Origin of the sequence: Mycobacterium sp. GA-1841, from assembly GCF_001954135.1 — a bacterium.
Classification (GTDB): domain Bacteria; phylum Actinomycetota; class Actinomycetes; order Mycobacteriales; family Mycobacteriaceae; genus Mycobacterium.
Map to the genome: position 1 here is coordinate 88,372 of NZ_MBEQ01000056.1, position 11,973 is coordinate 100,344.

Consider the following 11,973-nt stretch of genomic DNA (forward strand, 5'->3'; position numbering starts at 1 on the left):
CGAGGAATTCCACCAGGAGGAGGAATCCCCGCCGGGTCCGCCGCCTGGCTCGATCCGTTGGCAGGAGCCCGGCGTCACCCAACCACGGCCGCCGACGGTGGCCGAGGCCCGCCAGCGCGACAGGGCACAGAAAGCCCGCGAAGCGGCCGAGGAATGGGCACGGCTGCAAGAGCAGAAGGCCCGCGAACGCTCGGCCCGCAACGGCAAGATTCTGATGGGGTCGGTCGCGGTCGTCGGTGTGGTCGGGGTGATCGCCCTGGGATATCACCTGCTGCACAAAGAGGAAGTCGCGGCCACCTGCGTCAAGGACGGCACCAACGAAGTGGTGCCCGATTCGTACTGCTCCAGCGGACACAGCAGCTCGGGCGGCACCTTCATCTACCTGGGTTCGCCGTACCGGTACTACTACGGCGGCAACAACGGCGGGGTGGGCACCGTCGCACGCGGCGGCACGCTGGAGATCCCCAAGGGCACCACCGCCAAGACGAAGTCGGGGACGTCGATCTCCCGGGGTGGTTTCGGCTCGTCGTCGAGCTACGGCGGAAGCTCGGGCAGCTGAATGCGCCGCCAACGCAGTTCCCCGCGCACCGGCTGGGAACAGATCGTCGCCGAGCAGGGGATGTGTTTCGGCACCCCGGCGCGTGACGCGATGGGCGCCGACCGCCCGTACTGGGACGAATCGGTGCACTACGTCTTCGACATGGACGAGGTGCTGTCGATCGAGGCCTCCGTCGAGGTGTTGCACTCGATGTGCCTGGAGGCCGTCGAGCATGTCGTGCTGACCGGCCGCTACCGCGACTTCGGCCTTCCCGAATGGAGCTGGGAGCACATCGAGAAGTCGTGGCGGCGCAGCGATCCACACCTGTACGGTCGCTTCGACCTGCGCTACGACGGCCGCCGGCCGCCGGTGCTGCTGGAGTACAACGCCGACACCCCCACCACCTTGCTGGAAGCCGCGATCCTGCAGTGGCACTGGAAAACCGACGTGTATCCGGATGACGATCAGTGGAATTCGTTGCACGAGAAGCTGGTTGCCCGCTGGGCTGAGATCCGCGACCGGCTCCCCGGCGCCGAGACCTACTTCACCTGGTCGGGTGCCGAGCACACCGGCGAGGATCATGTCACCGTGGCCTATCTGCAGGAGTGTGCGGCTGAGGCCGGCCTGCACACCGTCGGGTTGGCCATCGAGGACATCGGTTTCGACCAGGACCTCGACCGGTTCGTCGACCTCGCCGAAGCTCCGATGTCGTCGATCTTCAAGCTGTACCCGTGGGAGTGGATGCTCGACGACGACTTCGGTCGACGGGCGGTCGAGGGATTGCCGTCCACCCTGTGGGTGGAACCGTTGTGGAAGACGCTGTTGAGCAACAAGGCGATCCTGGCGGTGCTGTGGGAGATGTATCCGGGCCACCCGAACCTGTTGCCCGCCTATGTCGATGACCCGCACGAGCTGACCGACTACGTGCGCAAACCGAAGCTCGGCCGGGAAGGTGCCAACATCACCATCGTCGGCGCCGGCTACGAAACCGAGACGGGTGGCGTGTACGGCGAGGAAGGCTACGTCTACCAGTTACTCGATCCGCTACCGCAATTCGACGACATGCGTCCCGCGCTGGGCGCCTGGATCGTCGGCGACGAATCCGCCGGGCTCGGAATCCGCGAGACCTCCGGTCTCGTCACCGACAACGGCGCTGCCTTTGTGCCACACCGCATCCCGCTGTGACTCTGGAAGGAACATCCCTATGACAACCACGCTGGTTGCGCTCAGCTCCGACTACTGGTCAGTCCTCGGCCACGGCGTATCGGCGATCGTGCTGTACACGATTGTCGGTGTGGCGCTGATGATCCTGGGCTTCTACGTCATCGACTGGACCACACCGGGACCGCTGCGGACCCTGGTACAGGCGGGCCGGCCGAACGCGTCGGCCGTGGCCGCCTCCGGGGTGGTATCGATGGCCGTCATCATCGTGCTGGCCATCTACAGCTCGCTGGGTGATCTGGTCCAGGGACTGATCAGCACGCTGGTGTTCGGGTTGTTGGGCATTGCGGCCCAGGCCCTCTCGGTCCGGCTGATCGGTGCCATCAAGGGCATCGACATGGGCCGGGTGCTGGCCGCCGAACGATTCACCCCTGAGGTTCTGGTCGTGATCGCGGCCTATCTGGCCTTCGGATTCATCGTCGCGGCAGCGATCCTGTAGCTCCTAGAGGGTCCGGCACACTTCGGCGGCGGCCCGGGCCAATGCGGCCGGGCCGTCGCGGAGTGCCTGCGCCAGCGGTGTGCCCGCGGCGGTGATCGCCACGAGCCTGTTCACCCCGTGGGCCAGCAGCACGTCGGCGTCGGGGGAGACCCGCCCGGCGAAGATCACCACCGGTGTTCCCGTCCGCGCGGCCACCTGTGCCACGCCGAACGGAGTCTTGCCGAGCATGGTCTGGGCGTCGACACTTCCCTCACCGGTGAACACCCAGTCCGCACCCGTCAGTGCCTGCTCCAACCCCACCGTCTCGGCGATCACCTCGACGCCGGGGTCGCATTCGGCGGCAAGGAATTCCATCAGGCCGAAGCCGAGGCCGCCGGCGGCGCCGGCTCCCGGACGGTCCGGGCTGGCGTGTCCCAAGGCGGTGTCGGTGACCTCGGCCAGGCGGGTCAACGCCGCCTCCAGCACCACGACGTCGTCGCCGGTGGCGCCCTTCTGTGGACCGAAAACCGCGCTGGCGCCGCCGGATCCCAGCAATGGTGCGGTGACGTCGGACGCGATCTGAACATGTACGTCAGACAGGCGCGGGTCCAGGCCGGCGACGTCGATGTGATGCAGTCGGGCCAGCGCCGCGCCGCCGGGGGACAGCGGGCGGCCGTCGGCATCGGTGAACACCACGCCCAGGGCGGTCAGCATGCCGCTACCGCCGTCGTTCGTGGCCGAGCCGCCGAGTCCGATAAGCAGTTCGCGGGCGCCGCGGTCGAGCGCCGAGGTGATGAGTTGTCCGACTCCAAAAGTCGTGGCGCGCAGGATGTCCCGGTCCGCCGGCGCCACCAGCTCCAGGCCTGCGGCACCGGCCATCTCGATCACCGCCAGGCGGCGCCCAGGGACGTAACCGTAGGTGGCGCGCACCGGCCGGCCGAGCGGATCTGCCACGTCGACGCTCACCCGCTCGCCGCCGAGCGCATCGACCACGGCATCCACCGTGCCTTCGCCGCCGTCGGCCATCGGGACCCCGACGCACTCGGCCTCCGGGCACGCCGCCGATATGCCCTCGCGCATCGCTGCCACCGCTTGCGACGCGGTCATCGACTCCTTGAACGAGTCCGGGGCCAGCACGATCTTCATCCCGTCGTGACACTACCGACCGCGCGGCCACTCGGCGCGTCGGACGAGCGCGCCGGGCACGCTCAGCCCACCGCGTGGGCCAGCAGACGCTTGAGTTGCCGCCGCTGGTCGGGATCGAGGCGATCGAGCACCTCGTCTTCGGCCAGGAGTACCGCGGCCTCGGCGCGCGTGAGCAATTCGGCTCCCTCGCCGGTCAGTTCGGCCGGCAGTGCCCGGCCGGAATCGACGCTGGCCGGCCTGCGCACCGCGCCGCGATCCTGCAATCCCCGTACGACGTTGTTCATCGCCTGTGGTGAGACGTTGGTGTGACGGGCGAGTTCGGCATTGGACTGACCGGGTGCCATCGACAGCACTCGCAGGCAGACGAACTCGGGGAGGGTGAGGCCGAACGGTTGAAGCTGTGCGGCGACCCGGGGCTGTAGTACCGCGACCACGCGATACATCAGGTAGCCGAGCGGCTGCTCCTCGAGACGGTCACTCATGTCAAGCATATTGACACATATCAACCAGGTTGATATACCGGACGTATGACCAAGCCGAATGAAATGTCAGACGCGATGTTCGAATCCGCCTACCGGGGTGAGGCTGCCGAGTTCGCCGGGGTGCGCCCGCCGTGGAGCATCGGAGAGCCCCAGCCCGAGATCGCCGCACTGATCGCCGACGGGAAATTCCACGGCGACGTGCTCGACGCCGGCTGCGGTGAGGCTGCCACCGCCCTGTACCTGGCCGAACGTGGATACACCACGGTCGGGCTGGACCAGTCCGCCACGGCCATCGACCTGGCCCGGGCCGAGGCCGCCAAGCGGGGGCTGACCAACGCGAGCTTCGAGGTCGCCGACATCAGCGCATTCACCGGCTACGACGGACGCTTCGGCACCATCGTCGACAGCACGCTGTTCCACTCCATGCCGGTGGAGCTGCGGGAGGGTTACCAGCAGTCGATCGTGCGGGCCGCCGCGCCCGGCGCGTCCTACTACGTGCTGGTGTTCGACAAGGCGACGATGGGCGACACCGGACCGGCCAACCCGGTCAGCGAGGACGAACTGCGCGAGGTGGTCGGCAAGTACTGGGTGATCGACGACGTCCGCCCGGCCCGCATCCACGCCAACGTGCCGCCGGAGTTCGCCAACTTCGCCGATTTCGCCGGAATGGACATCCGCGACGAAGGCGGCGACCGCAAGTCGGTGGGGGCCTGGCTGTTGCAGGCTCACCTGGGCTGACGGCCCGACGGCCGGCGACACTCCGATCCGCGAGAGCTCCCCCCGACAACGCAAGGTGCCCGGCATAGGGCAGGATAGAGAGGCCGTCCAGGGCGAACCCGGGTGGCTCTCTACATGCGAGGAGTGCCGAGGAGACCGATGGCGGATCCGAATGTCGCCGGCGAGGGCGCAGCACCCATCCGTCCCTTCTACAAGAGGGTCCTGCTGAAACTCGGCGGAGAGATGTTCGGCGGCGGCCAGGTCGGTCTCGACCCCGATGTGGTGCACCAGGTGGCCCGCCAGATCGCCGAGGTGGTGCGCAGCGGCGTGCAGGTCGCGGTCGTCATCGGCGGTGGCAACTTCTTCCGCGGCGCACAGTTGCAGCAGCGCGGTATGGAGCGCACCCGAAGTGACTACATGGGCATGCTCGGCACCGTGATGAACAGCCTTGCGCTGCAGGACTTCCTGCAGAAGGAAGGGATCGACACCCGCGTGCAGACCGCCATCACCATGGGGCAGGTCGCCGAACCGTACATTCCGCTGCGCGCCGTGCGGCATCTGGAAAAGGGCCGCGTCGTGATCTTCGGTGCGGGCATGGGACTGCCGTACTTCTCCACCGACACCACCGCGGCGCAGCGTGCCCTGGAGATCGGCGCCGACGTGGTTCTGATGGCCAAGGCCGTCGACGGTGTCTACACCGCCGATCCGCGGGAAGACCCGGACGCCGAGCTGCTGACCGAGGTCACCCATCGCGACGTCATCGATCGTGGCCTGCGGGTCGCCGATGCCACCGCCTTCAGTTTGTGCATGGACAACCGGATGCCGATGCTGGTGTTCAACCTGCTGACCGAAGGCAATATCGCCCGCGCGGTGGCGGGTGAGAAGATCGGAACACTGGTCACCACCTGAACGGGAAACTGGAGAAGCCGACGTGATCGACGAAACTCTCTTCGACGCCGAAGAGAAGATGGAAAAGGCCGTGAGTGTGGCCCGTGACGACCTGGCCACCATTCGGACCGGCCGGGCCAACCCGGGCATGTTCTCCCGTATCAACATCGACTACTACGGGGCGATGACACCGATCACGCAAATGGCGAGCATCAACGTGCCCGAGGCTCGTCTCGTGGTGATCAAGCCCTACGAAGCGTCGCAGCTGCGGCCGATCGAGGACGCGATCCGCAACTCTGATCTCGGCGTGAACCCCACGAACGACGGCAGCATCATCCGCATCTCCATCCCGCAGCTGACCGAGGAACGCCGTCGTGATCTGGTCAAGCAGGCCAAGTCCAAGGGTGAGGACGCCAAGGTCTCGATCCGCAACATCCGCCGCAAGGCGATGGAAGAGCTCAGCCGCATCAAGAAGGATGGCGAGGCCGGCGAGGACGAGGTGGGGCGCGCCGAGAAGGACCTCGACAAGTCCACCCACACCTACACCAGCCAGATCGACGACCTAGTCAAGCACAAGGAAGGCGAGCTGCTGGAGGTCTAGTGACCGACCAGCAAGTACCTTTCGTGACAGATTCACCGGTTCCAGAACCGCAGCAGAAGCAGTCCCGGGCCGGCCGTAACCTTCCGGCGGCCATCGCGGTCGGCGTCATCCTCGGCGCGATGGCAATCGGCACCCTGCTGTTCGCGCCGATATGGTGGCTGCCGCTGCTGGCGGCGGCCATCGCCATCGCCACCCACGAGGTGATCCGGCGGCTGCGCGAACAGGGATACGCCTTGCCCGCGGTTCCGTTGTTGCTTGGCGGCCAGGCAATGATCTGGCTGACCTGGCCGTACGGACTGGCCGGTCTGTTGGGCGCGTACGGCGGGACGATCGTTGTCTGCATGGTGTGGCGTCTGGTCGGACAAGGCCTCGACCGGCAACCGGAAAATTACCTGCGCGACATCGCCGCCACGGTGCTGCTCGGCACCTGGGTGCCGTTGTTCGCGGCGTTCACCGCGCTCCTGATCTTCGCCGACCACGGCGGCGCCCGGGTGTTCACCATCATCGTGACGGTCGTCTTCGCCGACATCGGTGGTTATGTCGCCGGCGTGCTGTTCGGCAAGCATCTGCTGGCACCGGCGATCAGCCCCAAGAAGTCCTGGGAGGGTCTCGGGGGCTCGCTGGTGTTCGGCATCACTGCCGCCGTCCTCTCCGTGGCCTTCCTACTGGACAAGCCGGCCTGGGTGGGTGTCCCGCTGGGCCTGCTGCTCGTCATCACCGGGGTGCTCGGTGACCTGATCGAATCCCAGGTCAAACGCGACCTCGGCATCAAGGACATGGGCACGCTGCTACCCGGTCACGGCGGCATCATGGACCGCATCGACGCCATGCTGCCCGCGGCCGTCGTCGGCTGGATCGTGCTGACGCTGCTGGCGTGAATTCGTGGCTTCGACCGCGACGGTGAGATACTGGTCGAGATCATGGCCACCTCCCTTCCTCTGGTTTTCGACGCCCCGCGACGCGCCATGCCGCCGCGGCACCTTGCCGACCTCGACGAAGCCGGGCGTGCAGAGGCCGTCGCCGAGCTCGGGTTGCCGAAGTTTCGCGCCAAGCAGCTGGCCAATCAGTACTACGGACGGCTGATCGCCGATCCGCAGCAGATGACCGACCTGCCGGCGGCCGTGCGCGCTTCTGTGGCAGAAGCACTGTTCCCGACGTTGCTCGACCCGGTGAAGCAGATCCAGTGCGACGCCGGGGAGACCCGCAAGACGCTGTGGCGCGCGGGCGACGGCACGACGTTCGAGTCGGTGCTGATGCGTTACCCGCAGCGCAACACCGTGTGCATCTCCTCGCAGGCCGGCTGCGGCATGGCCTGCCCGTTCTGCGCGACCGGCCAGGGTGGTCTCAAGCGCAACCTGTCCACCGCAGAGATCCTCGAACAGGTCCGGGCGGCCTCGTCGGCCATGCGCTTGGAGCATGATGGCCGGCTGTCGAACATCGTCTTCATGGGGATGGGCGAGCCGCTGGCCAACTACAACCGGGTGGTGGCCGCCGTGAAGCGCATCATCGCCCCACCGCCGAACGGGTTCGGCATCAGTGCGCGCTCGGTGACGGTGTCGACAGTGGGCCTGGCCCCGGCTATCCGGAAACTGGCCGATGAACGGCTGGGCGTGACGTTGGCATTGTCGCTACATACTCCCGACGACGAACTTCGCGACACCTTGGTGCCGGTGAACAACCGCTGGAAGGTCGACGAGGTGCTCGACGCCGCCCGCTACTATGCCGACACCACCGGCCGGCGGGTGTCCGTGGAGTACGCGTTGATTCGTGACGTGAACGACCAGCCGTGGCGCGCAGACCTTTTGGGCAAGAAGCTGCACGCCAAGCTGGGCCCGCTGGTGCATGTCAACCTCATCCCGCTCAATCCGACGCCGGGCAGCGAGTGGGATGCCAGCCCCAAGCCGGTCGAGCGGGAGTTCGTCAAGCGGGTTCAGGCCAAGGGAGTGTCGTGCACGGTGCGCGATACCCGGGGCCGGGAGATCGCTGCGGCCTGTGGTCAGCTCGCTGCCGAAGGCTGAGCCGCGGCGTTGACTTCGAACTGAGGTCGCAAAAGATCGAGTAGGCGTCTGCGCAGGGTCAATGTCGACGTGACGGGCAGTGCTAGCCCGGCGCATTGGTGAACCAGAGGTTCTCCTCGCGCAGGCTGCAACTGCGCCAGCCGTCGGGTGTGCGCACCAACTCATGGTGGTAATACCCGCCGCACGCACTCATCTCCGCAAGGCCCGGTAGCTGCATGGGGTTGTAGAACATCGCCCGCACGGTCGCGGTGTCACCATTGCTCTCGAGGATCTCGATATTGGTGACATAGTGCATGCTCCATGGGATCACCCCGAAGTTGGCCGCGAACCAGTCGACCACCTCGTCGCGCGTCCCCACGACGGCACCGGCCGACGAATAGTCGATGACGGCATCCTCGGTGAACACCGACCGGTACAGCTCCCAGTCCTTGGAGTCCACGGCCCGGGCATACCGGTACAGCAGGGCCGAGATCTCGGAATGCTCGCTCAGGTCCATGGTTCGCTCGCAAGCTTCGCTCACTACTCGGGCATGCCGATGGTCTTGGACTCGAAGTACTCCTTGAAGCCTTCCTCGCCGTTGCGTCGGCCCAGGCCGCTCTGCTTGGAACCGCCGAACGGGCTGTTGATGCCGAAGTGGCTGCGGCTGTTGATGGTGACGTTGCCGGTGCGCATCCGGCGCGCGACGGCGAACGCCCGATCGACGTCCGCGGACGAAACCTCACCGGACAGACCGTAAATCGAGTTGTTGGCGATCGAGACCGCCTCGTCGTCGCTGTCGTATGGCGTGACCGTCAGCACCGGCCCGAAGATCTCCTCCTGGGCCACCTGCGAATCGGGGTCGACATCGGCCAGCAGTGTGGGCTGGGTGTAGTAGCCCGTGGGCAGATTCTCCGGGATGCCGCCGCCGGTGACCAGCCGGGCCCCGGAGTCGATGCCGGATTTGATCAGCCCCAGCACCTTCTCACGCTGGGTGGCACTGATCTGTGGACCCTGCATGATGCCCGGGGTCCATGGGTCGCCGACCGGGAAGTTCTCCATCGCGCCTTTGAGCAATGCGATGCCCTCGTCGTAGCGGCTGCGGGGGAGCAGGATTCGACTGGGCAGGATGCAGGACTGCCCGCTCATCACGCAGGCCATCATCGCCGCGATGGGCAGCGCCGAGCTGAAGTCGGCGTCGTCGAGCACGATGTGCGCGGACTTGCCGCCCAACTCCAGCATCGTCTTCTTGACCGTGGGGGCACCGGCAGCCAAGATGGCGCGTCCGGTGGCGGTGGAACCGGTGAAGGTGATCATGTCGACCCGCGGATCCGCCGACAGCGCGGCCCCCACCTCGTTGGCATTCGAGACGACGACGTTGAAGACGCCGGCGGGGATGTCGGTGTGTTCGGCGACGATGCGGCCCAACTCGGTGCCGGACCACGGGGTGAGCTGAGCAGGTTTGAGCACCACGGTGTTGCCTGCCATCAACGCCGGGATGGTCTCGGCGATGTTCAGATAGAACGGCACATTCCACGGGGTGATGGCACCGACCACGCCGATGGGCTCATAGGCGATCTTGCGGTGTGCCGGCCCGAGCTGGGTCTGGTGGACGCCGTTGTCAACGAGGTACTCGAAGTTCTTGCCGTGTTCGGCCCAGTGCTTGACCTCGCCGATCGGGTCCTCGATCTGGCTGCCGGTGACCGTGACAGGACAACCCACCTCGGTGACCAGCACCCGGCGCAGCCGTTCCTTCTCGGACTCGAGCGCCTCGTGCAGCTGCATCAGGCAGTGGTAGCGGAAGTCGACGTCGCGGCTCCAGTCGGTTTCGTCGAACGCGCGTCGCGCAGCGCCCACGGCCCGTTCCATGTCGGCCACCGTGCCGTCGGTCGCCTGGCCCGCCACCTGCTCGCTGGCGGGGTGGATCACGTCGAATTTCGCGCCGCTGCCGGTGTATTGGAGTTCTCCGTCGATGAGCATCCGCTCGTCGCCGGCGAGGACACCGGTATCGCTCTGCACCTGAGTCATAGGAGACAGCTTTACAAAAATTGCGAGTGGTGTCATCCCTTTGAGGAAAGGATTGACCAATTGCCAAGTCTCTGCGATCGTAGAGTTTTCATGGCAGCGGTCGCCGAGTGTCACGCCAGCGTGACGGAACGGAGGTGTGACGCGGGTTGAGCCGGAGCAGCAGGCCGGTCAGCTGGGATCAGGCTGTTTGATGCCGACGGCGTGACGCAGTTGGGCCAGAAACTGATCGCCGTCATCGCTGCGCACGATGTAGTGCGAGACCGCGACCCGGATCGCGGTGGCGGCCTTGACCGGCGCATTGGCACCCGACAGGAGTTTGAGCAGCCGCTCCCGCATTAGCGGGATGACGTGGGCCAGCTGGGCGATCACCACTTCCGGCTCGATGTCGACCACCCGGACACCGGAGTAGGACTGTTGATACTGCACGATGAAACGCAGTGCGGCGTCGAGTTTCTCGTTGCCCCGCAGGCCGACGGTGGCGTGGCTGATGCCCTGGTCGAACATCTCGCGCTCGTAGGTGCCGAACGCGGCCAGCAGTTCCTGCTTGTCGGCGAACCACCGGTAGAGCGTGGGCCGGGACACCCCGGCCTGCAGTGCCACCTCGGACAGGCTCAGCTTGGTCTGTCCACTGCGGGCCAGTACCTCGGAGGTCGCCACCAGGATTCGATGGCGGGTCGAGGTGTCCTCGATTGATGCGTCCCGCTGCGCGGGTACAGGTTCATTCACGTCCAGGCCTTGGTTGATCGCGGTTCACCAAATGGTAGGACCATCACAGCAACTTCTTGAGTATTGCCACAGTCTCCAGGTCGGACAAAGCGGCCACACCCCGCCGGGCGCCTTCGATGGCGATGCCCTCATCCTGCATGCCGCCGAGCCCGGCGGTGATCACCGGTGCGGCGTAGGCGTAGATCGCGCCGAGCCGATAACGTTCCCACAACTCGTCGCGATCCAGCGTGGGACCACCCGAGGCGACTAGTGCCGCCCGATACTCGTCGAGCAACTCGCGTTCGGATGCCTGCCGGTCCGCCGTGGTCATGCTGGTGATCAGCGTGTAGGCCAGTTCGCGGCCCGGATGTCCACGGCGCACGGCCTGCCAGTCCAACAGCCCGGCCTTGCCGTCGCGGAAGTACAGGTTGCCCGGATGTGCATCCCCGTGCATCACGGTGTGCGGCGGACGGTCGAGCAGCTGTGCGGCCGCCCGGTAGTTCTCGTCGATGAACCGGCCGTCGGTCACGGGGATGTCGGTGCGCTCGGCCAGCCGTTTGGTCGACATCTTGAGTAGTGCGCCGGTCAGCAGTGAGGTGTCATCGCCCGAAGCTGAGTAGATCCAGCCCAGCGGCCCGCCGCCGGCGTGCGAAGGCAGTTGGTTCCAGAACGTGGCATGGAGCCGGGCGAGCAGCTCGACAGTCAGCGCCGCGTGGTCCCGGTCGAGGGGATGCAGGGTGTCGAGGAACTCGCAAGGCCGCTGCGTCAGGTCTTCGAGCGCCAGGACGAACCGGCCGGTCAGGGCATCGAAAGCAGCGCCGTACGCGCGGGGGACGCCGGTGAGTCTCTCGGCCAGCTGTTGGTAGAAGCGCACCTCGGTGTGCCCCAGCCGGCCCAGTTCGCCCATCATCCGGGTGGCGGCGGTCTCGGCGGGCATCTTGACGAACACCGAGGCGGGCCCGTCGCCGGTCAACGTCAGCCGGGCGCGCGACGAGGTGCCGGAGTCACCCGCGGCCACGGACACCGACGTGATCGTGCACCCGGTCAGCTCGGACAGGTAGGCGGCGTCCAGATCGGCGATGCGCCGGGGTAACGCGCGCATCCGCCCGATCGCCGCGTCGGTTGCGATACGTTGCACGCCGTGGCCGAGGTGTGCGGCCAGGCCGACGGCGGGAACGAGGCGGCGGGCCGGTGTGAGCATTGAGCAAGTTTACAAATTTGCGTGGGTTTGTAAA

Annotated in this window: 14 protein-coding genes; 8 read left to right on the plus strand and 6 right to left on the minus strand. The window is 66.5% G+C overall.

Going from position 1 to position 11,973, the window contains the following annotated elements; all coding sequences use genetic code 11:
* Nucleotides 1-52 precede the first annotated feature (52 nt).
* From A5740_RS12945 to A5740_RS12955, 3 genes are read left to right on the plus strand one after another with little or no spacing between them, the layout of a single operon-like run.
* The gene (locus A5740_RS12945; RefSeq protein ID WP_076194709.1) at nucleotides 53-559 is read left to right on the plus strand and encodes a hypothetical protein; all 507 of its coding nucleotides are present in this window, start codon (nucleotides 53-55) and stop codon (nucleotides 557-559) included.
* Nucleotides 560-1,723: a glutathionylspermidine synthase family protein gene (locus A5740_RS12950; protein ID WP_076194584.1), complete on the plus strand. Its 1,164-nt coding sequence runs from the start codon at nucleotides 560-562 to the stop codon at nucleotides 1,721-1,723.
* Between the two features lie 19 nt (nucleotides 1,724-1,742).
* Nucleotides 1,743-2,198 carry a DUF350 domain-containing protein gene (locus tag A5740_RS12955; RefSeq protein WP_076194585.1) on the plus strand — a complete coding sequence of 152 codons (456 nt, stop codon included), beginning with the start codon at nucleotides 1,743-1,745 and terminating at the stop codon, nucleotides 2,196-2,198.
* Nucleotides 2,199-2,201: 3 nt separating this feature from the next.
* Here A5740_RS12955 and A5740_RS12960 read toward each other — a convergent pair whose 3' ends face one another.
* Both A5740_RS12960 and A5740_RS12965 read right to left on the minus strand, forming a co-directional pair.
* Nucleotides 2,202-3,323: a glycerate kinase gene (locus A5740_RS12960; RefSeq protein WP_076194587.1), complete on the minus strand. Its 1,122-nt coding sequence runs from the start codon at nucleotides 3,321-3,323 to the stop codon at nucleotides 2,202-2,204.
* Nucleotides 3,324-3,385: 62 nt separating this feature from the next.
* Nucleotides 3,386-3,814, minus strand: coding sequence for a MarR family winged helix-turn-helix transcriptional regulator (locus A5740_RS12965; protein ID WP_076194588.1), 429 nt, complete (start codon nucleotides 3,812-3,814; stop codon nucleotides 3,386-3,388).
* Nucleotides 3,815-3,850: 36 nt separating this feature from the next.
* Here A5740_RS12965 and A5740_RS12970 point away from each other — a divergent pair, with 36 nt between their 5' ends.
* From A5740_RS12970 to rlmN, 5 genes are all read left to right on the plus strand, one after another.
* Complete coding sequence (locus A5740_RS12970; protein WP_076194590.1) at nucleotides 3,851-4,543, plus strand: class I SAM-dependent methyltransferase; 693 nt, start codon at nucleotides 3,851-3,853, stop codon at nucleotides 4,541-4,543.
* A 138-nt stretch (nucleotides 4,544-4,681) separates the two neighbouring features.
* Entirely contained in the window at nucleotides 4,682-5,431 is a 750-nt protein-coding gene (pyrH, locus tag A5740_RS12975; RefSeq protein ID WP_076194591.1) for a UMP kinase, read from the plus strand.
* A 22-nt stretch (nucleotides 5,432-5,453) separates the two neighbouring features.
* A complete protein-coding gene (gene frr, locus A5740_RS12980; protein ID WP_076194593.1) occupies nucleotides 5,454-6,011 on the plus strand; it encodes a ribosome recycling factor in 558 nt (185 codons plus the stop codon).
* Nucleotides 6,011-6,889, plus strand: a complete 879-nt coding sequence (locus A5740_RS12985; protein ID WP_076194594.1) for a phosphatidate cytidylyltransferase — start codon at nucleotides 6,011-6,013, stop codon at nucleotides 6,887-6,889. The genes frr and A5740_RS12985 overlap by 1 nt, the downstream gene beginning before the upstream one ends.
* 42 nt (nucleotides 6,890-6,931) lie before the next feature.
* Complete coding sequence (gene rlmN, locus A5740_RS12990) at nucleotides 6,932-8,029, plus strand: 23S rRNA (adenine(2503)-C(2))-methyltransferase RlmN (RefSeq protein WP_076194596.1); 1,098 nt, start codon at nucleotides 6,932-6,934, stop codon at nucleotides 8,027-8,029.
* A gap of 82 nt (nucleotides 8,030-8,111) precedes the next feature.
* Here rlmN and A5740_RS12995 read toward each other — a convergent pair whose 3' ends face one another.
* From A5740_RS12995 to A5740_RS13010, 4 genes are all read right to left on the minus strand, one after another.
* Nucleotides 8,112-8,525, minus strand: coding sequence for a nuclear transport factor 2 family protein (locus A5740_RS12995; RefSeq protein ID WP_076194711.1), 414 nt, complete (start codon nucleotides 8,523-8,525; stop codon nucleotides 8,112-8,114).
* A gap of 23 nt (nucleotides 8,526-8,548) precedes the next feature.
* Entirely contained in the window at nucleotides 8,549-10,033 is a 1,485-nt protein-coding gene (locus A5740_RS13000; protein ID WP_076194597.1) for an aldehyde dehydrogenase family protein, read from the minus strand.
* A 168-nt stretch (nucleotides 10,034-10,201) separates the two neighbouring features.
* Entirely contained in the window at nucleotides 10,202-10,759 is a 558-nt protein-coding gene (locus A5740_RS13005) for a TetR/AcrR family transcriptional regulator (RefSeq protein WP_076194599.1), read from the minus strand.
* A gap of 43 nt (nucleotides 10,760-10,802) precedes the next feature.
* The gene (locus A5740_RS13010; protein WP_076194601.1) at nucleotides 10,803-11,939 is read right to left on the minus strand and encodes a phosphotransferase; all 1,137 of its coding nucleotides are present in this window, start codon (nucleotides 11,937-11,939) and stop codon (nucleotides 10,803-10,805) included.
* Nucleotides 11,940-11,973: the final 34 nt, after the last annotated feature.

Coding starts and splice junctions, on each gene's coding strand:
- A5740_RS12965 (WP_076194588.1), bottom strand. CDS start 3,814: ATGCTTGACATGAGTGACCGTCTCGAGGAGCAGCCGCTCGGCTACCTG.
- A5740_RS13010 (WP_076194601.1), bottom strand. CDS start 11,939: ATGCTCACACCGGCCCGCCGCCTCGTTCCCGCCGTCGGCCTGGCCGCA.
- A5740_RS12955 (WP_076194585.1), top strand. CDS start 1,743: ATGACAACCACGCTGGTTGCGCTCAGCTCCGACTACTGGTCAGTCCTC.
- A5740_RS12970 (WP_076194590.1), top strand. CDS start 3,851: ATGACCAAGCCGAATGAAATGTCAGACGCGATGTTCGAATCCGCCTAC.
- A5740_RS12960 (WP_076194587.1), bottom strand. CDS start 3,323: ATGAAGATCGTGCTGGCCCCGGACTCGTTCAAGGAGTCGATGACCGCG.
- A5740_RS12950 (WP_076194584.1), top strand. CDS start 560: ATGCGCCGCCAACGCAGTTCCCCGCGCACCGGCTGGGAACAGATCGTC.
- A5740_RS12995 (WP_076194711.1), bottom strand. CDS start 8,525: ATGGACCTGAGCGAGCATTCCGAGATCTCGGCCCTGCTGTACCGGTAT.
- A5740_RS13000 (WP_076194597.1), bottom strand. CDS start 10,033: ATGACTCAGGTGCAGAGCGATACCGGTGTCCTCGCCGGCGACGAGCGG.
- pyrH (WP_076194591.1), top strand. CDS start 4,682: ATGGCGGATCCGAATGTCGCCGGCGAGGGCGCAGCACCCATCCGTCCC.
- rlmN (WP_076194596.1), top strand. CDS start 6,932: ATGGCCACCTCCCTTCCTCTGGTTTTCGACGCCCCGCGACGCGCCATG.